Consider the following 18,409-nt stretch of genomic DNA (forward strand, 5'->3'; position numbering starts at 1 on the left):
CGAGTTCCGTAATGTTTTTCGTGCGGGATGGTGCGGATCGACGCGGGCCGCGTGGAGTCCGCTGCGCGCTTTGCGTGGCTGGGCTATAGTTCAGCACAACGCGGACAAGACAGTCCGCAATGGAGCAGCCAATGGATAGCGTCAGCAGCTTCAACGTCTTCGTTCAGGTCGCGGAGGCCCGGAGCTTCGTGGCGGCCGGGCGGGTGCTGGGCGTGTCGGCGTCTGCGGTCGGCAAGAGCATCGTGCGCCTGGAGGAACGGCTGGGCGTGCGCCTGTTCAACCGCAACACGCGCAGCGTCACGCTCACCGCGGAAGGCGCCTTGTTCCTGGAGCGCAGCCGGCGCATCCTGGCTGAGATCGAAGCCGCGGAGCAGGAGCTGTCGCAGACCGTGGTGACGCCGCAAGGGCGCCTGCGGGTGAGCCTGCCGCTGGTCAGCGAGCCCTTCCTGCCGGTGCTGGCGCAATTCAAGAAGGCATACCCGAGCGTCGACCTCGACCTGGATTTCTCCGACCGCAAGGTCGACGTGATCGAGGAGGGCTTCGACGCGGTGCTGCGCAGCGGCGACTCCGACGATTCCCGCCTGACCGCGCGCCGGCTCGGCGCGTACCGCATGCTGATCGTCGGTGCGCCGGATTACTTCGCGCAACACGGCAAGCCCGCGCGGCCCCGGGACCTGGTGAACCATGCCTGCATCCAGTTCCGCTTTCCCAACACCGGCAAACTGCAGGCCTGGGGCCTGCACCGCGACGACGACGTGGCCGATATCCAGTTGCCCACCTCGATGGTCTGCAACAACCTGGAGGCGCGCATCTGCTTCGCGGTCCAGGGCGTGGGCATTGCCTACCTGCCCGATTTCGCCATCCGCGAGTGGCTGGCGGCGGGCAAGCTGGTCGCCGTGCTGGACGACTACACCGAGAGCAGCGTGTACCGGATCATGTGGCCGTCGGGCAAGCACCCGGCGCTCAAGCTGCGGGTGTTCATCGATTTCCTGGTGGCCAACCTGTTCCCGCACCAGCAGCCAGGCGCGCCGCGGCCGGCCGCCTGACGCAAGGCCCGGCGCCCGCGCCTGCCGCCCGCGCTTATGCTTCGCGCACCGTCACCACGATCTTGCCGAACGCGCCGCGCTTGAGGTGTTCGAAGGCCTGCGGCACCTCGGCGAAAGAATAGGTCGCGTCTATCACCGGCTTGAGCGCGTGCACGTCGACCATGCGCACGAGGTCTTCGAGCACGCGGCGCGGGCCGACCGCGACCGCGACGATCGAGGCGCGCGAGCCCAGCAGCGGCATGATCGGCAGGCTGACCTCGTCCGACTCCAGCAGGCCGATGACGGAGATTCGCCCGCCCGGCGCTACCGCCTGCAGGGAGCGGCGCAGGTTGTCGCCGCCGGCCATTTCCAGGATGTGGTCCGCGCCGCGGCCGTCGGTCAGCGCGCGTACGGCGTCCTGCCAGTCGGGCGTGGCGCTGCGGTTGATGCCGTGGGTGGCGCCGAGCGCGATGGCGCGCGCGATCTTGTCTTCGCTGCTGCTGGTCACGATGACGCGCGCGCCGTTGGCCGCGGCGATCTGCACCGCGAACAGCGACACGCCGCCGGTACCCTGCACCACCACGGTCTGGCCGGCGTGCAGGTTGCCCAGCTCCACCAGCGCCATCCATGCGGTCAGGCCGGCGATAGGCAGCGTGCTGGCTTCTTCCGGCGTCAGCGACTTTGGCGCCTGCACGCACCAGTCGGCCGGCGTCGCCACGTACTGCGACAGCATGCCGTTGATGGGGCCGCCCTGGGTCGGCGAGTCGGCCCAGGACAGCGGCGCGCCGTCGATCCAGCCGGTGATGTAGGTCGAGATGACGCGGTCGCCCACGGCGAAGCGCGTGACGCCTTCGCCCAGCGCGACCACGCGGCCGGCCATGTCCGACGCCGGCGTGAACGGGAAGACGAGGTTGGCGCCCATGCCGCCCTCGGCGATCACCTGGTCCCGATAGTTGAGGGAGACCGCTTCGACCTCGACGAGGATTTCGCCGGCCTTGGGCTGCGGGCGCCGGACTTCGTTGCGTGCGAGCTTGCCGATCCCGGCCGAGGGGATTTCCCAGCGATGCATGGTGCTGTTCATGGAGGACTACCGTTGAGTGAGGGTGGCGGAATCTTAGGTCCGCGCCGACAGCCCCATCAAGCGGGGTCGGGGTCCGCAATATGCGGACGTCGGGGTCCGCAAACGAAGGTCGCGGGACGGCAGGAGAGATCGGCGGAAGGCCGCCCGTGGGAGTGCCGTGTGCCAGACTTGCCGGAGGGGCGGGGCGGGGCGGGGCTGGCGCCGGTCAGCGCGCGCGGCATTCTTCGCGGACCCCGATAACACTTTTCACGGTGCGTCGCGGGCACACTTGCGCGTGCGGCGGCAGGTCCGCGCCGGCGCGCGGACCTGCCCGTTCTACGTCAGGTCGCCTCGCGCTTCACCGCGCCGGTGGCGAAGAAGCTCTGCAGGTTCTCGAACACCAAGTCGGCCATGGCCACGCGGGTTTCGTTGGTGCCGCTGGCGATGTGCGGCAGCAGCACCACGTTGTCCAGCGCGAACAGCGCGGGCGGCACCTGCGGCTCGTGCTCGAACACGTCGAGCCCGGCGCCGGCGATGCGCTTGTGCACCAGCGCGTCCACCAGCGCGGCTTCGTCCACCACCGTGCCGCGCGCGATATTGATCAGGAAGCCCTGCGGCCCGAGCGCCTCGAGCACGCTGGCCGAGACCAGGTGGCGGGTTTCCGCGCCGCCGGCGGTGGCGATGACGAGGAAGTCGGCCCACTCGGCCAGCGCCGCCAGCGACGGCTCGTGGCGGTAGGGCAGGTCGGCCACCGGGCGGCGGCTGTGGTAGCTCACCTCCATGTCGAAGCCCAGGCCGCGCCGCGCGATCACGCGGCCGATGCGGCCCATGCCGATGATGCCCATGCGCTTGCCGCTCACGCGCGTGGTCAGCGGGAACGGGCCCTTGGGCCATTCGCCGCGGCGCACGAAGCGGTCGGCTGCGCTGAAGCCGCGCGCCACGTCCATCAGCAGGCCGAAGGCGGTGTCGGCCACGCAGTCGTTGAGCACGTCGGGCGTGTAGCCCACGGCGATGCCGCGCGCGCGGGCGGCGTCCAGGTCGATCTTGTCCAGGCCCACGCCGAAGCTGGAGATGACCTTCAGCGCCGGCATGGCGGCCATCATGGCGGCGTCCACGCCGTTGGCGGCGCGCGTGGTCATCGCCACGAACTCGCCGCCGTGGGCGGCCAGGAAGGCGGCGGGGTCGGTCTCGGCCCACAGCGGGTGGACGTCATAGTGCTCGGCCAGGCTGGCTTCGAGCGCGGCCGGCAGGCGGCCGTGCTGGAGAAGGCGGTGTTTCATGAGAAGAGATCCCTTGTTGTCGTCGGGTTGTTTTGAGCGGAGCCGCGGCGGCTCCGTCTTGCTGAAAGCGGTAGTCTGCCTTGTCGTTGCCGTGCGCGCGTTCAGTCCGCGCTGAGCTTGTTGTCGATGATGACCCTGGCGTAGCGCTTGCGGTCGGCGGCGATCACGGCGGCGAACTGCGCGGGGGTGCTGCCGGCCGGGATCGCGCCCTGCGCGACCAGCTGCTCGCGCACCGCCGGCATGGCCACCACCTGCTGCACGCCGGCGGCGATCTTGTCGACGATCTCCCTGGGCGTGCCGGCCGGCGCCAGCAGGCCTACCCACGAGCCCGACTCGGCGCCGCCGATGCCGGCCTCGGCCAGCGTCGGCACGTCGGGCATGGCGGGCGAGCGCACCGTGCTGGTCACCGCCAGCGCGCGCAGCTTGCCGGCTTTCACGTGGCCGGCGGTTTCCAGGATGGATGCGAACAGCATGTCGACGTTGCCTGCCATCAGGTCGCTCATGGCGGCGCCGCCGCCCTTGTAAGGCACGTGCAGCATATCAGTGCCGGTGACGATCTTGAAGATCTCGGCCGACAAATGCGGCGATCCGCCGGTGCCGGAGCTGGCATAGGTCAGCTTGCCGGGCCGCGCCTTGGCCAGCGCCACCAGCTCCCTCGGCGTCCTGGCCGGCAGGCCGGGCGTGACCACCAGCGCGAACGGCAGCTCGGCCATCAGGCTGACCGGCACCAGCGCGCCGGGATCGTAGTTCAGCTTCTTGTACAGCGTGGGATTGATCGACTGCGTGCCCACGTTGCCGGCTACCAGCGTGTAGCCATCGGGCCTGGCGCGGGAAACCAGCTCCAGCCCGACATTGCCGCCGGCGCCGGGCCGGTTGTCCACCAGCACCGGCTGGCCCCACAGTTGCGACAGCCGCTGCGCCACCAGGCGCGTGCCGATGTCGGTGCCGCCGCCGGGCGTGAAGGGCAGGACGATGGTGACCGGCTTGGCCGGCCAGGCAGCGCCGGGCTGGGCCTGCGCGGCCGGCAGGCAGGCGCCGGCGGCCAGCGCCGCCAGGGTGGCGAGCAGCGCGCGGCGGCGCGGGGAGGGAGTGGGGAAGGGACGCATGTGGTCTGTCTCCGTGGGTATTGCCTTGTGCGGCACGCCGGCCGCTCGTTGCCTTTGCCTGCCTTGCCTGCCGTCACCTGTCGCCGCTCACGGCTTATTCGGGCTGGATGCCGGCATCCTTCGCCACCTTGGCCCACTTGCCCATTTCCACCTGCAGGAAGCTGGTGAACTGCGCCGGGGTGCCGCCGGCCGGCTCGATGCCGGCATGCAGCAGGCGTTCGCGCAGGTCGGGCGCGGCCAAGGCCTTGTTGATCTCGGCGTTGAGCTTGTCCACCACCGCGCGCGGCGTGCCGGCCGGGGCGAGCACGCCGCCCCAGGTGCTGGTCTCGTAGCCGCGCAGGCCGGCCTCGGCCATGGTCGGCACCTGCGGCGCGATCGACGAGCGCTTCGCGGTGGTGACCGCGAGCGGGCGCACCTTGCCGGCCTTCACCTGCGGGCCGATGGCGGCCACCGTGTCGAACATCAGCGACACGCGGCCGCTGGTCAGGTCGGGGTGGGCCAGCGTGCTGCCCTTGTAGGGGATGTGGACCATGTCGATGCCGGCCATGCTCTTGAACAGCTCGGCGGAGAAATGCGGCGCCCCGCCCGAGCCGCTCGAGGCGAACGACAACTGGCCCGGGTTGGCCTTGCCGTAGGCGATCAGCTCCTTGACCGTCTTCGGCGGCAGCGAGGGCGACACCACCAGCATCAGCGGCACCACGTGCGTGAGCGCCACCGGCTCGAAGCTCTTGAGCGTGTCGAACGGCAGCTTCTTCACCATGCTCGGGTTGATGGCGTGGCTGCTGGCCACCAGCGCCAGCATGTAGCCGTCGGGCGGAGCCTTGGCGACGAGGTCGGTGCCGATGATGCCGGTGGCGCCGGGCCGGTTGTCCACCACCACCGGCTGGCCCCAGTCCTCGGTCATCCTCTGGCCGACCAGGCGCGCCACCAGGTCGATGGCGCCGCCGGGCGAGGCCGGCACGACGATGGTGATGGCCTTGGCGGGGTAGTTCGGCTCGGCGGCGTGTGCCGTGGTGCCGCCTGCCAGCACGGCAGCGGCGAGGATGGCGCGGGGTATGCGGTGCATGATGTCTCCTGCCTTTGCGGCTTTTTTAATGGTGCTGCGCGTGGTGCTGCGTATGGCGTATGGCGAGCAACCCCGGGGCAACGAACGAAGCCCGAACTGCGCCCACACCGCCAGAGCTAGCCCAAGCAAGGTGTTCTCCCTCTCCCCTCACGGGGAGAGGGCCGGGGAGAGGGGCGGTTCGGCCAGGAGCCACATCAAGCAGAGCCAGCGGTGTTGTCCAGCATCGCGGCAAGGAACGAAGCCGATGGCTTTTTTCCAGCACGGCGGCATTCGCCAGCCCCGCCCTCTCCCCCGGCCCCTCTCCCGCAAGCGGGAGAGGGGAGCAGGCCGAGGGTGTCCGGCAGGCCTGCGCCACGATGTCGGCCGCTGTGTGTCCTTGTTCGTGTTCTTCTCTTCTTGTGTCTTGCCCCGCCTAGCGGCCGGTCTTCTCGCGCCAGGCGGCAAAATCCAGCCGGCTCTGTTCCTGCGTCGGCGGATAGAGGCCGATGATGGAGCGGCCCTTGTTGACTTCCTCGGTGACGAAATCCTCGAACGCGGTCATCTCGACCGCCTCGGCGGCGATTTCCGCGGCCAGGTGGCGCGGGATCACGACCACGCCTTCCGCGTCGCCCACGATCACGTCGCCGGGGAACACGGCCACGTCGCCGCAGCCGATCGGGCCGTTGATCTCGATGGCCTGGTGCAGCGTCAGGTTGGTCGGCGCGGACGGGCGGTGGTGGTAGGCGGGGATGGCGAGCTGCGCGATCTCGGGGGAATCGCGCAAGCCGCCGTCGGTGACCACGCCGGCCACGCCACGCTGCATCAGGCGCGTGACCAGGATCGAGCCGGCCGATGCCGCGCGCGCGTCCTTGCGGCTGTCGATCACCAGCACCGCGCCCGGCGGGCACTGCTCCACGGCCTGGCGCTGCGGGTGGCCGGGATCGAGGAACACGGTGATCGGGTTGAGGTCCTCGCGCGCGGGGATGTAGCGCAGCGTGAAGGCCTCGCCCACCATGTTGCCGTGCGCCGGGTTGAGCGGATGCACGTCCTGGATGAACTGGTTGCGCAGGCCGCGCTTGAACAGCGCGGTGCACAGCGTGGCGGTGCTGACGGCCTTGAGCCGGTCGCGGGTCTGCTGGCTGAGTGGGCTGGCTTCGGTCATGGCGTCAGTAGATGCTGGGCTCGCCGGCGGGCGCGCCGAAATCGGTCTGGAGGAAGTCGAAGTCGCAGCCGTCGTTGGCCTGGCGGATGTGCTTCGAGAACATCCAGCCATAGCCGCGCTCGAAGCGCGGCGGCGGCGGCACCCACGCGGCGCGGCGGCGCGCCAGCTCTTCGTCGGAGACTTCGAGGTGGATGCTGCGGCGGTCGATGTCCACGGAGATCAGGTCGCCGCTGCGCACCAGCGCGAGCGGGCCGCCGATATACGACTCCGGCGAGACGTGCAGGATGCAGGCGCCGTAGCTGGTGCCGCTCATGCGCGCGTCCGACATGCGCAGCATGTCGCGCACGCCTTGCTTGACCAGCTTCTTGGGGATCGGCAGCATGCCCCATTCCGGCATGCCGGGGCCGCCCTGCGGCCCGGCGTTGCGCAGGATCAGGATGTGGTCGGCGGTGACGTCGAGGTTTTCGTCTTCCACCGCCGCCTTCATCGACGGATAGTCGTCGAACACCAGCGCCGGGCCGGTGTGCCTGAAGAAGCGGCGCTCGCAGGCGCTCGGCTTGATGACGCAACCGTCCGGCGCGATATTGCCCTTGAGCACGGCCAGCGCGCCTTCCTGGTAGAGCGCGTTCTCCGGCGTGCGGATCACGTCGTCGTTGTAGACCTCGGCGCCGGCGATGTTCTCGCCCAGCGTGCGGCCGGTGACGGTCAGCGCGCCGAGCTGCAGCTTGTCGCGGATGCGGTTCATCAGCGCGGGCAGGCCGCCGGCGTAGAAGAAGTCCTCCATCAGGTACTTGTCGCCGCTGGGCCGGATATTGGCGATCACCGGCACGCGGCGGCTGGCTGCGTCGAAGTCTTCCAGGCCGATCTCGCAGCCGGCGCGGCGCGCCATGGCGATCACGTGGATGATGGCGTTGGTGGAGCAGCCCATCGCCATGGCCACGGCGATGGCGTTCTCGAACGAGGCGCGCGTCTGGATGCGCGCCGGGGTCAGGTCCTCCCACACCATGTCGACGATGCGGCGGCCCGACTCGGAGCACATGCGGATGTGGTTGGCGTCGGCGGCCGGAATCGACGACGCGCCCGGCAGCGTCATGCCGATGGTCTCGGCGATGGCCGTCATGGTGCTGGCCGTGCCCATCGTCATGCAGGTGCCGTGGCTGCGCGCGATGCCGCCCTCGATGCCGATCCACTCGGTCTTGCTGATATTGCCGGCGCGGCGCTCGTCCCAGTATTTCCACGCGTCCGAGCCGGAGCCCAGCACGTTGCCCTTGTAGTTGCCGCGCAGCATCGGCCCGGCCGGCACGTAGATGGCCGGCACGCCGGCGCTGGAGGCGCCCATCAACAGGCCCGGCGTGGTCTTGTCGCAGCCGCCCATCAGCACGGCGCCGTCGACCGGGTGGGAGCGGATCAGCTCCTCGGCCTCCATCGCCAGCATGTTCCGGTACAGCATGGTGGTCGGCTTGACCGCGCTCTCGGACAGCGAGATGGCGGGCAGCTCGATCGGGAAGCCGCCGGCCTGCAGGATGCCGCGCTTGACGTCGTCCACGCGCTGCTTGAAATGCGAATGGCAGGGATTGATGTCGGACCACGTGTTGATGATCGCGATGATCGGGCGGTCCAGCCATTCCTCGGGCGCGTAGCCCATCTGCATGATGCGCGAGCGGTGGCCGGAGGAACGCAGGTCGTCGGGCGCGAACCAGCGCGCGCTGCGCAATGTCTCGGGCGTCTTCTTTCGGGACGTCATTGTCTCTTCCTGGATGTTGTTATGGGCCCTCCGCCGGCAGCAGAGGTACGACATCTGATATCGGTGCGGCCAATTAAAGCACTAATATATTAGTGTGTCAAACCGCGAACGTTTGCTCTAGAATGCGGGGCAGCGGGCCCTTGCCACGGCTGCGCCGCGCGCACGCCAGAGCGTAAGTGCACCACAGCACGCCGCGCTGCACCCCCGCTTTTCGCCAAACCTGATATTCCGGATTCGCATACCACCGGAGAAAGACCGCCGCCGCCAGATGGAAGCCACCGCCGCGCAGATCCAGTTCCAGTTCGACCGCACGCGCCACGCCGCGCCGCAGGTGTTCGAGCACATGCGGGACCTGATCATCTCGATGACGCTCACGCCCGGCACGGTGCTGTCGCGCACGGATCTCGCCGCGCAGTACGGCATCAGCCAGACGCCGGTGCGCGATGCACTGATGCGCCTGAGCGAGGAAGGCCTCGTCGACATCTTCCCCCAGCACGCCACCGTGGTCAGCCCGATCAGCATCGCGCTGGCGCGGCAGGCGCATTTCCTGCGGCGCTCGGTGGAGGTGGAGATCGTGCGCACGCTGGCCGCGGCGCCGGACCCGGCGCTGGTCGAGCGCCTGCGCCTGATGGTGGCGCGCCAGCAGGCGCTGCTCGCCGCCCCGGACTTCGCCGAATTCGCCCAGTTCGACCAGGCCTTCCACCGCCAGATGTACGAGGCGGCCCAGGTGCCCGACCTGTGGCTGCTGGTGCGCCGCCAGAGCGGCCACCTGGACCGCCTGCGCCGTCTGCATCTGCCGATTCCCGGCAAGGCCGATGCCGTGGTGGCTGACCATACCGCCATCGTCGATGCCATCTCGCGGGGGGATGCGGAAGCGGCGCAGGTCAGCCTGCGGCGGCACCTGTCGGGGACGCTTGCCAATCTCGAGGAGATACGGGAGCGGTATGGGGATTATTTGGAGTAGAGGGGTTAAAGGTTTTTGTATTTGGATTTTTATTAAACTTCAAAGTCAAAGTCTTAAATTCAAATTCAAAGTCAACTTCAAAGTCAAAGGCTTTCGCTCCCCCGGAGCGACCTACTTTCTTTTTTCCGAAAAGAAAGTAGGCATGTGGTGGTCTAATGATCCTGGACACTTCAAAAGGTAGACTTCCGGTCAACTAGAGAGGTGATGATGGGACGCAGAGATTTCTCCGACGAGTTCAAGGCCGACGCAGTGAACTTGGTGCTAGAGCAGGGGTATTCAGTGACCAATGCCGCCAAGGCACTGGACATTGGTGAGACAGCGCTTCGTCGCTGGATTGGCAATCGCCAGGCGAAGCCGGTACCGACCACAAGTGACCCGACGAGCTTGACGCCCGACCAGCGCCGCATCCGGGATCTGGAGCGGCAAGTGGCCCGGCTGGAGCGGGAGCGTGACATCCTAAAAAAGTCCACGGCCTTCTTCGTCAAGGAACTCGATCGCAATACGAAGTGATCGAACAGGCGGAGAAGGTCTGGCCGGTGGCGGTGGTGTGCGAGACCCTGGGCATGCCGCGCAGCACCTACTACGCGTGGAAGGCCCGGCAAGCCAAGCCGCGTGCCCAACGTGAGGCGCTGATGGGTCAGGTCCAGGCGATTCATGAGACGAGTGGGCAAAGCTACGGCAGCCGCCGCATGTCGCAGGAGCTGCGCAGACGAGGCCATGCTGTCGGACGCCATCGAGCCAGAGGATTGATGCGGGAAGCCCAGGTCGCGGTCCGGAAGGCTCGCAAGCATTATTACTCGAAGGGCGGGAAGTCCTCGGCCATAGCGCCGAACCGATTGAACCGGCAGTTTGCCGTCGCGCAACCGAACCGGGTGTGGGCTGGAGATGTGACCTTCATCTGGACGCAGCAAGGCTGGCTGTACCTGGCCGTGGTGATGGACCTATTCTCGCGGCGGGTGGTGGGTTGGGCTTACTCGAATTCGGCCGACACGCGGCTAGTGGTGAGGGCACTGAGAATCGCGCTGTCGAGCCGGCAGCCGGCCGAGGGCCTGATGTTTCACTCGGATCAGGGCAGCCCGTATGCCAGCCATGCGTTCCAGGAATTGTTGCGCGAGGAAGGGATCACACCGAGCATGAGTCGGGCGGGCAACTGCTGGGACAACGCGGTCGTCGAGCGTTTCTTCTGCAGCCTGAAGGGCGAGCGCATCCGCGACCGGATCTACTGCGACCGCGCGGAGGCACAGGCGGACATCACGAACTACGTGCTGTTCTTCTACAACCAACAGAGATTGCACTCGGCCGCGATGAACATGCCGCCAGCCGAGTACGAGAATTTAAAGGTGGAAGTGGCCAGAAAAGTGTCCACGATTACTTGACCACCACATGCCTACTTTCTTTTCGGAAAAAAGAAAGTAGGTCGCTCCGGGGGAGCGAAAGCCTTTGACTTTGAAGTTGATCTTGACTTTGAAGTGGCCTTTGACTTTGAAGTTGACTTTAACTTTGAAGTGGCCTTTGAATTTAAACCTTTGAATTTAAGCCTTTGACCAGCACCCCACCCTCAATCGAGCGTGATGTGCGAGTCGTTGATCACCTTCTTCCACTTCGCGGTTTCGCTGCGCATCTTGCTCGCCAGCAGGTCCGGCGGCCCGCCGGCGATCTCGAAGCCCATGCCGACCAGCTTGGTCTTTACTTCTTCGTCCTTCAGGGCGTTGTCGAAGGCCTTGTTCAGCCGGGCAATGATGGGCGCGGGGGTGCCGGCCGGCGCCAGGAAGCCATACCAGCCCACCAGTTCGTAGCCCGGCGCGCCCGATTCGGCCACGGTCGGCAGTTCCGGGTGCTGGGGCAGGCGGCTTGCCGTGGTCACGGCGAGCGCGCGCAGCTTGCCTTCCTTCACGAGCGGATACGCTTCCGGAAGAATGGCGAACATCACCGTGGTCTGCCCGCCCACGAGGTCGGTCAGGGCCGGCACGCCGCCCTTGTATGGGACATGCGCCAGCGTCGGCAGGCCCACGGTCTTCTTGTACAGTTCGCCGCCCAGGTGCGCGGGCGTGCCGTTGCCGGAGGAGGCGTAGGCGACCTGCGACGCCTTGCCCTTGAGGTACGCCGGCAGCTCCTTCATGGTCTTCACCGGCACCGAGTTGCCGACCACCACCAGGCTCGGCAGCAGCGTGGCGAGGATGATCGGGGAGAAGTCCTTGTCGGGCGCGTAGGGCAGGTTCTTGTACAGGCTCGGGTTCACCGCGAGCGCCGTGGAGGTGCCGAGGAACAGGGTGTAGCCGTCGGCCGGCGACTTGGCGACGTAGCTGGCGCCGATGTTGCCGCTGGCGCCGGGGCGGTTCTCGACCACCACGGTCTGGCCGATCTGGTCGCCGACCTTCTGTCCCAGCACGCGGGCCAGCAGGTCGGTGGAGCCGCCCGCCGGATAGGGGACGATGATCCTCACCGGCTTGTTGGGATAGTCGGCGGGCGCCTCCGCGGCGGCAGCGGCGTTTGCGAGGCAGCCTGCGCAGGCCAGCGCCACTAGCAGGGGGGCAATCTTTCCAAACATGACTTTCTCTCCGTGATGCGGCCCGGGCTGTCCATCAAGCCCGGAGGGGGTTAGGAACTGGAAAGAAGTGCTGGAGTATCTTGAGACGGCCTTCCCGCGAATCCGGGCGGCCGCTCTCTTTTTTGGGCAACACCATCTGCGCGCAATTCCCGTGCCGGCCGCCTGGGGAGGGGCGGCCGGCACCGGATTGCTTCATCAGCCAGGTCGATTCTAGGGAGTTTGACTAATGAGTACTACTGAAAACTTTCGATGAACTAATCGCCGCTGGCGATAAGTTCGCCGTTGTCCGCGGCCCGGCTACAGCAGCCGCTCGCAAGCGCGCCGGAGGCGGCTGCAGCCTTCTTCCAGGACTTCCAGCGAGGTCGCATAGGAGATGCGGAAGAACGGCGACACGCCATAGGCCGCGCCCTGCAGCACGGCCAGGTTTTCCGACTCCAGCAGGTAGAGGATGAAATCCTCGTCGGTCCGCAGCACCTGGCCGCCGGGTGTCTTCCTGCCGATGACGCCCGCGCAGGACGGAAACACGTAGAACGCGCCCTCCGGCACATGGCAGGCCAGGCCGGGAACGGCGCGCAGCCATTGCACGACCTGGTCGCGCCGCGCCTGGAAGATGTCGCGCCGCGTGGCGATGAAATCCTGCGGGCCGTTGAGCGCCTCGACCGCCGCGGCCTGGCCGATCGAAGACGGATTCGAGGTGCTCTGCGACTGCAGCTTGACCATGGCCTTGATCAGCTCGGCCGGCGCTCCCGCGTAGCCGATGCGCCAGCCGGTCATGGCATAGGCCTTGGAGACGCCGTTGACCGTCACCGTGCGCGCCTTCAGCGCGGGCTCGACCTGGGCCGGCGTGACGAATGCGCGGCCGTCGTAGATCAGGTGCTCATAGATGTCGTCCGCGATCACCCACACATGCGGATGCCGCACCAGCACGTCGGTCAGCGCCTGCATCTCCGCGCGCGAGTACACCGCGCCGCTGGGGTTGTTCGGCGCGTTCAGGATCAGCCATTTGGTGCGCGGCGTGATGGCCCGCTCGAGATCCTCCGCGCGCAGCTTGAAGCCGTTTTCGGGCGGGCAGGGCGCGAACACGGGCGTGCCGCCGGCCAGCAGCACGATGTCCGGGTACGAGACCCAGTACGGCGCCGGCACGATGACCTCGTCGCCCGCGGCCACCGTGCACATGATGGCGTTGAAGATGATCTGCTTGGCGCCGGTGCCCACGATCAGCTCGCCGGGCGCGTAGTCCAGGCCGTTGTCGCGGCGGAATTTCTCGCGGATGGCCGCCTTCAGCTCGGGCGTGCCGCCCACGTCCGTGTACTTGGTCTTCGAGGCCGCCATCGCCCGCACCACGGCCTCCGCCACGTTGGCGGGGGTGTCGAAATCGGGCTCGCCCGAGGTCAGGCCGACGATGTCGCGGCCGGTGGCGCGCAGCTCGCGGGCGCGCTGGCCCGCCATGGAACTCGGGGACGGCTTGATGCGGTTCAGCCGCGCGGCAATGATGGACATGCTGTTTCCTTGGGTCTTGGGGACTGGGCTTGCCGGACCTTGCGGCGGCTCCATGGCTTGCAGTCTAAGTCCGCGAGGTATTCGGAACAAATTATTAGTTTTTGTTGATTGTTCGTTTTCAGCGATATAATATCGGCCGCATATTTGTCGATGCCCGTCCATGCGCGCGCCGTGGCGCCCCTCTTCCCCATGAACAGAAATATCTCCCTGCGCCACCTGCGCTGCTTCGTCGAGGTGGCCAACGCCGGCTCCTTCACCACGGCCTCGGCGCGCCTGTTCGTCACGCAGTCGGCGCTGACCGCCACCATCCAGCAGTTCGAGGAAGCGGTCGGCCTCAAGCTGTTCGACCGCAATACGCGGCGCGTGGTCATGACCCAGGAGGCCATGCGCTTCAAGGAAGAGGCCGACAAGATACTGAAGGAGTTCGACAGCGCCATCGCCGACCTGCAATCGTTCGCGCAGGGCCAGCAGGGCCACATCCGCATCGCGGCGGCGGCCTCGGTCATCTATCAGTTCCTGGTCAAGGCGATCGCCACGTTCCGGCAGGAATATCCCAACGTCACCTTCTCGCTGCGCGACGCCGGCGCGGAGCAGGTCGAGCAGATGGTGATCGACGGCGAGCTCGATTTCGCCATCACCAGCAAGCACAAGGGCTTCGACGACCTGAACTACGCGCCGCTGCTGGAGGATCGCTTCGGCGTGGTGTGCCGCGCCGACTATCCGCTGGCGTCGGGGACCGGGCCGCTGCGCTGGGCCGACCTCGAGGCGAAGGATTTCGTCGCCTTCACGGCGGATACCGGCATCGGCACGTTCCTGGCGCAGAACGCCGGGCAGTGGCCGGTGTTCCAGGGCAGCCACGACGAGATCTCGAGCACCACCTCGCTGTTCGCGGTGCTGAGCGAAGGCGGCAGTTTCTCGATCGTGCCGGCGCTGGCGGCCAAGGTGGCGGGCTTCACCGAGCTGTCGTTCCGCGAACTGCGCGCGCCGGTGCTGTCGCGCGAGATCTGCCTGATCACCCGGCGGCTGCGCTCGCTGTCGCCCAGTTCGCAGCGCATGCTCGATGTGATCCTGGACACCATCGGGCAACATCCGCTGCCCGATGGCGTGGCGATGATCGAGGCGCCCGGCGAGCGGCGCTCGCGCAAGAGCGCCGCGAAGACGGCCTAGCCGGAGCCTGGCTCAGGCCGTATAGCCGTGCTCCCGGTCGTATGACACCAGGCGCGGGTCGCGCGCCTGCGGCGGGCCGTAGCCGCCGCCGCCGGGCGTGCGCAGGATGACTTCGTCGCCCGGCTCCAGCACCTGGGGCCGGCGCGAGTCGATGGCGCGGCCGTTGATCAGCACTTCCCCGCACGCGCCGGACGCGCCGCCGCCGAGGCCCGGCGCGGGCACCTGCAGCCGCTCGGTCAGGAACACGATCGACAGCGGCGTGCCGTGCCGGCTCACGAAGCAGATCTCCTCGCCCAGGCCGCCGCGGAAGCGCCCCGCGCCGCCGGAGCCTTCGCGCAGCGTCTTGTACTTGAAGAACAGCGGCGCATCGCGCTCGGCCACCTCGACCGGCGTGGGCGAGATATTGCTCGGCCACGACATCACCGAAGCGCCGTCCTTGCCGGCCGTCGCGCCCAGCCCGCCGTTGTAGAACAGCACCGTGGCGAAGGGCTTGCCGTCGTCGCGCGTGCCGCTGAGGTTGGCGATCCACAGCGGCGAGCCCACGCCCGCCATGACCTTGTCGGGCAGGATCTGGTACATGGCGCCGAAGATCACGGTCGGCACGTAGTGGCCCGTGCACGAGCGTCCGCCCACCGGCGCGGGCGAGCGCGGATTCAGGATGCTGCCTTCCGGCGCCACGGCGCGGATGGGGCGGAACAGGCCGTCGTTGTTGGGCAGGTCCGGCAGCAGCAGGCACTTGATGGCATAGACCGTCATGGCGCTGGTGTACGACAGCACGCAGTTGATGCCGCGCGGCTGCTGCGGCGAGGTGCCCGCGAAATCGCACTCGATCTCGCCGTCCTTCACGCGCACCGCCACGGCATAGCGGAAGCGCTGGTCGAAGCCGTCGGTTTCCATCTCGTAGCGGTATTCGCCCTCGGGCAGCTTCGCGATGGCCTGGCGCATCGCGGCCTCGCTGCGCTCGAACAGCGCGTGGGCGAGGTCGTCGATGCCCGGCAGCGCGTATTCCGCGAGGATCTCGTCGAGCCGGCGCGAGATCAGCTCGACCGCGCCCACCTGCGACCAGATGTCGCCCACGGTCTGCTCCGGCGTGCGCACGTTGGTGCGGATCAGCGACAGCAGCGTTTCGTCGGCCTTGCCTTCGCGCAGCAGGTGCATCATCGGGATGTGGAAACCCTCCTCGAACAGCTCGCGGGCGTCGACCGAGCGGATCTTGCCGCCGATGTCCGGCACGTGGCCGGCGGTCGCCGCGAAGCCGGCCAGCGCGCCTTGGTGGAAGATTGGCTTGACCAGGCACACGTCGTTCAGGTGGCCGGTGCCGATCCACGGGTTGTTGGTGATGTAGATGTCGCCCGGGCGCATCGCCTGCGCGCCGATGCGGGCGATGGCCGCCTGCACCGTGCGCGGCAGCGTGCCGATGAACGACGGGATGCTGCCGCTGTTCTCGGCCAGCGCGCGCCCCTGGGAGTCGGTGATGACCACCGCGAAATCGTTGGCTTCGGTGGACAGCGTCGAGAACGAAGTCCGCACGATCAGCTTGGCGGCCTCGTTGACGACCGAGCGCACGCGCGTCCAGAAGACTTCGAGAAAGATCGGATCCGCGGCAACGCTGCCGCTGTGGGTTTGCGTGGCGCTTGTCATGCTGCCTGCTCCTGAATGGTGATCACCAGATTGCCGCTCGCGAGTTGTTCCACATGGCCCTTCGGCCCGACCACCAGCGACGAGCTGGCGTCCTCCACGAGCAGCGGCCCGGCGACCGAGAAACCGACCTGGAGCGCGCTGCGCTCGAAGATCGGGGTTTCCACGTAACCGCCGGCTTCCTTGAAATAGACCTGGCGCGAGCCCTTGGGCCGGGGCGCCTCGCCGCGCTGCAGCGCCTGGGCGGCGAAGGCCTGCCGCGGCGGCGCCTCGCCGGTCACGCGCAGGTTGACCAGCTCCACCGGGACGTCCGGCGGGGTGCGGCCGAACTTCTCGCGGTAGCCGGATTCGAAAGCCGCCACCAGCGCCGCGCGCACTTCCTGCTCGGTGCGGCCGCCTGCCGCCGCGTAGGGTCCGGCCGGCAGGGCGACCGACAGGTTGAAGCCCTGGCCGGCAAAGCGGCCATCCGCGTGGCGGGCCAGCGCGACCGGCCCGAACGTCCCGGCGAGCTGGTCGAGCGAGCCGCGCGCCTGCGCCTCCAGCGCGGCGAAGGCGTCTTCCAGCGTCTGCAGCGAGTCGGTCGCCGGGCGGAAGCTCACCGTGCGCGAGCGGTCGGCGCGCGCCGGCGCGACCAGCAGGCCGTAGGCCGAGGCCACGCCCGCGGCGGGCGGGCAGATGATGGTGTTCACGCCGATCTTCTGCGCCACGTAGTAGGCATGCAGCGGTCCGCCGCCGCCCGTGCACAGCAGCACGAAGTCGCGCGAATCGCGGCCCCGCTCGGCCACGTGCACGCGCGCCGCGCCGGCCATGTTCTCGGCCACGATGTCATGCATGCCCCACGCCACGCCGGTCACGTCGCGGCCCAGGCTCTCGCCGGCGCGGCCCAGCGCCGCCGCGGCCTTGTCGCGGTCGATCGACATGGTGCCGCCGGCGAAGTAGTCCGGGTTGAGGTAGCCGAGCACCAGGTTGGCGTCGGTGACGGTCGGCTCGGTGCCGCCCAGGCCATAGCAGGCCGGGCCGGGTTCCGAGCCCGCGCTCTGCGGGCCCACCTTGAGCAGGCCCAGCTGGTCCTGGTGCGCGATGCTGCCGCCGCCCGCGCCGATCTCGATCAGGTCGATGGTGGTGATGCGGATCGGCAGCCCGCTGCCCTCGGCGAAGCGCTTGCGGCGCGCCGCCTCGAAGCCGAACGCGATCGACGGCTTGCCGTGCTCGACCAGGCAGAGCTTGGCGGTGGTGCCGCCCATGTCGAAGGCGAGCAGGTTGGCCTGCCGGTCGCGCAGGCTGTAGTGGGCCGCGGAAATCGCGCCGGCCGCCGGTCCAGACTCCAGCAGCTCGATGGGATTGCGCTTGGCCTCCTCGATATGGGACAGCCCGCCGTTGGACAGCATCATCAGGATGCCGGCGGGCAGCCCCAGCGCGTTCAGCCGTGACGCCAGCGCGTCGAGGTAGCGCTCGGCCAGCGGCTTGATGTAGGCGTTCGCCACCGTGGTGGAGTTGCGCTCGAACTCGCGGATGACCGGCGCCACGTCCGACGACAGCGTCACGTGCAGGCCCGGGAAATCGCGCTCGATCCATTGGCGCACGAGCTGCTCATGGGCGGCGCTGGCATACGAATGCAGCAGGCACACCGCGACCGACTCCACGCCTTTCTCGACCAGGCCCGCCACCACCCGGCGGACTTCGCCGGCGTCCGGCGCCTCGATCTCGTTGCCGCGGGCGTCCACGCGCGCGCCGATCTCGGCGCGCAGGCTGCGGGGCACCAGCGCCGGCGCCGGCTCGATGGCGAGGTCGTAGAGGTCGTACTTGCGCTCGTGGCCGATCTCCAGCACGTCCTTGAAGCCGCGCGTGGCCAGCAGGCCGGTCACGCTGCCGCGCCGCTCGATCAGCGCGTTGGTAAACAGCGTGGTCGCATGCACCACGCGGGTCACCTGCTCCGCGCGGATGCCGCACGAGCGGATCAGCTGGCCCACGCCGTCCGCCACGCCCTGGGCGGGATCGCCGTGCGTCGTCAGCACCTTCAGGCTGTGCAGCTTGCCGGCGCCATAGTCCAGCGCGACGACATCCGTAAAGGTGCCCCCAATATCAATACCAATTGCCCACGTTGTCACAGGACGCTCCCGGCGTGTTCGAAAGTTTCGGAGTTCATGCCGGCATGATAAAAATGGCCATT

The 18,409-nt window shown here is 68.1% G+C and carries 14 protein-coding genes; 4 read left to right on the forward strand and 10 right to left on the reverse strand.

What is annotated here, in order from left to right; translation table 11 throughout:
* Positions 1 to 131: 131 nt before the first annotated feature.
* Complete coding sequence (locus ACKI2N_RS24340) at positions 132 to 1,046, forward strand: LysR family transcriptional regulator (protein ID WP_420997629.1); 915 nt, start codon at positions 132 to 134, stop codon at positions 1,044 to 1,046.
* Between the two features lie 34 nt (positions 1,047 to 1,080).
* Here the strand turns inward: ACKI2N_RS24340 and ACKI2N_RS24345 are convergent, their stop codons facing one another.
* The 6 genes from ACKI2N_RS24345 to araD form a co-directional block, all read right to left on the reverse strand.
* Positions 1,081 to 2,106 (reverse strand): zinc-dependent alcohol dehydrogenase family protein, encoded by a 1,026-nt coding sequence (locus ACKI2N_RS24345; RefSeq protein ID WP_420997628.1) that lies wholly within the window; start codon positions 2,104 to 2,106, stop codon positions 1,081 to 1,083.
* Positions 2,107 to 2,426: 320 nt separating this feature from the next.
* The gene (locus tag ACKI2N_RS24350; protein ID WP_420997627.1) at positions 2,427 to 3,365 is read right to left on the reverse strand and encodes a 2-hydroxyacid dehydrogenase; all 939 of its coding nucleotides are present in this window, start codon (positions 3,363 to 3,365) and stop codon (positions 2,427 to 2,429) included.
* Positions 3,366 to 3,466: 101 nt separating this feature from the next.
* Positions 3,467 to 4,471, reverse strand: coding sequence for a tripartite tricarboxylate transporter substrate binding protein (locus tag ACKI2N_RS24355; RefSeq protein ID WP_420997626.1), 1,005 nt, complete (start codon positions 4,469 to 4,471; stop codon positions 3,467 to 3,469).
* 94 nt (positions 4,472 to 4,565) lie between these two features.
* A complete protein-coding gene (locus tag ACKI2N_RS24360; protein ID WP_420997625.1) occupies positions 4,566 to 5,537 on the reverse strand; it encodes a tripartite tricarboxylate transporter substrate binding protein in 972 nt (323 codons plus the stop codon).
* 412 nt (positions 5,538 to 5,949) lie between these two features.
* Complete coding sequence (locus tag ACKI2N_RS24365) at positions 5,950 to 6,678, reverse strand: ribonuclease activity regulator RraA (protein WP_420997624.1); 729 nt, start codon at positions 6,676 to 6,678, stop codon at positions 5,950 to 5,952.
* A gap of 4 nt (positions 6,679 to 6,682) precedes the next feature.
* The gene (gene araD, locus ACKI2N_RS24370; protein ID WP_420997623.1) at positions 6,683 to 8,422 is read right to left on the reverse strand and encodes an L-arabinonate dehydratase; all 1,740 of its coding nucleotides are present in this window, start codon (positions 8,420 to 8,422) and stop codon (positions 6,683 to 6,685) included.
* Between the two features lie 268 nt (positions 8,423 to 8,690).
* Here araD and ACKI2N_RS24375 point away from each other — a divergent pair, with 268 nt between their 5' ends.
* Complete coding sequence (locus tag ACKI2N_RS24375; RefSeq protein ID WP_420997622.1) at positions 8,691 to 9,386, forward strand: GntR family transcriptional regulator; 696 nt, start codon at positions 8,691 to 8,693, stop codon at positions 9,384 to 9,386.
* Between the two features lie 207 nt (positions 9,387 to 9,593).
* A protein-coding gene (locus ACKI2N_RS24380) for an IS3 family transposase (protein ID WP_420998560.1) occupies positions 9,594 to 10,762 on the forward strand; the annotation gives its coding sequence in 2 pieces (ribosomal slippage) (positions 9,594 to 9,852 and positions 9,852 to 10,762; 1,170 coding nt in all).
* Between the two features lie 182 nt (positions 10,763 to 10,944).
* On the opposite strand, the gene ACKI2N_RS24385 is transcribed toward ACKI2N_RS24380, so the two are convergent.
* Together ACKI2N_RS24385 and ACKI2N_RS24390 are read right to left on the reverse strand one after the other, a co-directional pair.
* Positions 10,945 to 11,934: a Bug family tripartite tricarboxylate transporter substrate binding protein gene (locus ACKI2N_RS24385; protein ID WP_420997333.1), complete on the reverse strand. Its 990-nt coding sequence runs from the start codon at positions 11,932 to 11,934 to the stop codon at positions 10,945 to 10,947.
* Between the two features lie 297 nt (positions 11,935 to 12,231).
* Positions 12,232 to 13,434: a pyridoxal phosphate-dependent aminotransferase gene (locus ACKI2N_RS24390; protein ID WP_420997335.1), complete on the reverse strand. Its 1,203-nt coding sequence runs from the start codon at positions 13,432 to 13,434 to the stop codon at positions 12,232 to 12,234.
* Between the two features lie 189 nt (positions 13,435 to 13,623).
* Between ACKI2N_RS24390 and ACKI2N_RS24395 the strand changes: the two genes are divergently transcribed.
* Positions 13,624 to 14,601, forward strand: coding sequence for a LysR family transcriptional regulator (locus tag ACKI2N_RS24395; RefSeq protein WP_420997336.1), 978 nt, complete (start codon positions 13,624 to 13,626; stop codon positions 14,599 to 14,601).
* Between the two features lie 12 nt (positions 14,602 to 14,613).
* Here ACKI2N_RS24395 and ACKI2N_RS24400 read toward each other — a convergent pair whose 3' ends face one another.
* Together ACKI2N_RS24400 and ACKI2N_RS24405 are read right to left on the reverse strand one after the other, a co-directional pair.
* Positions 14,614 to 16,242: a hydantoinase B/oxoprolinase family protein gene (locus ACKI2N_RS24400; protein ID WP_420997337.1), complete on the reverse strand. Its 1,629-nt coding sequence runs from the start codon at positions 16,240 to 16,242 to the stop codon at positions 14,614 to 14,616.
* Entirely contained in the window at positions 16,239 to 18,347 is a 2,109-nt protein-coding gene (locus ACKI2N_RS24405; RefSeq protein WP_420997338.1) for a hydantoinase/oxoprolinase family protein, read from the reverse strand. Before ACKI2N_RS24405 ends, ACKI2N_RS24400 begins: the two co-directional genes overlap by 4 nt.
* Positions 18,348 to 18,409 lie beyond the last annotated feature (62 nt).

Origin of the sequence: Cupriavidus sp. 30B13 (assembly GCF_049059565.2) — a bacterium.
Taxonomy (GTDB): Bacteria; Pseudomonadota; Gammaproteobacteria; order Burkholderiales; family Burkholderiaceae; genus Cupriavidus.

Bases quoted from the DNA above. Each gene is read 5' to 3' on its own strand.
- ACKI2N_RS24365 (WP_420997624.1), bottom strand. From the start codon at position 6,678: ATGACCGAAGCCAGCCCACTCAGCCAGCAGACCCGCGACCGGCTCAAG.
- ACKI2N_RS24340 (WP_420997629.1), top strand. From the start codon at position 132: ATGGATAGCGTCAGCAGCTTCAACGTCTTCGTTCAGGTCGCGGAGGCC.
- ACKI2N_RS24375 (WP_420997622.1), top strand. From the start codon at position 8,691: ATGGAAGCCACCGCCGCGCAGATCCAGTTCCAGTTCGACCGCACGCGC.
- ACKI2N_RS24385 (WP_420997333.1), bottom strand. From the start codon at position 11,934: ATGTTTGGAAAGATTGCCCCCCTGCTAGTGGCGCTGGCCTGCGCAGGC.
- ACKI2N_RS24355 (WP_420997626.1), bottom strand. From the start codon at position 4,471: ATGCGTCCCTTCCCCACTCCCTCCCCGCGCCGCCGCGCGCTGCTCGCC.
- ACKI2N_RS24360 (WP_420997625.1), bottom strand. From the start codon at position 5,537: ATGCACCGCATACCCCGCGCCATCCTCGCCGCTGCCGTGCTGGCAGGC.
- ACKI2N_RS24395 (WP_420997336.1), top strand. From the start codon at position 13,624: ATGAACAGAAATATCTCCCTGCGCCACCTGCGCTGCTTCGTCGAGGTG.
- ACKI2N_RS24345 (WP_420997628.1), bottom strand. From the start codon at position 2,106: ATGAACAGCACCATGCATCGCTGGGAAATCCCCTCGGCCGGGATCGGC.
- ACKI2N_RS24350 (WP_420997627.1), bottom strand. From the start codon at position 3,365: ATGAAACACCGCCTTCTCCAGCACGGCCGCCTGCCGGCCGCGCTCGAA.
- ACKI2N_RS24390 (WP_420997335.1), bottom strand. From the start codon at position 13,434: ATGTCCATCATTGCCGCGCGGCTGAACCGCATCAAGCCGTCCCCGAGT.
- araD (WP_420997623.1), bottom strand. From the start codon at position 8,422: ATGACGTCCCGAAAGAAGACGCCCGAGACATTGCGCAGCGCGCGCTGG.
- ACKI2N_RS24400 (WP_420997337.1), bottom strand. From the start codon at position 16,242: ATGACAAGCGCCACGCAAACCCACAGCGGCAGCGTTGCCGCGGATCCG.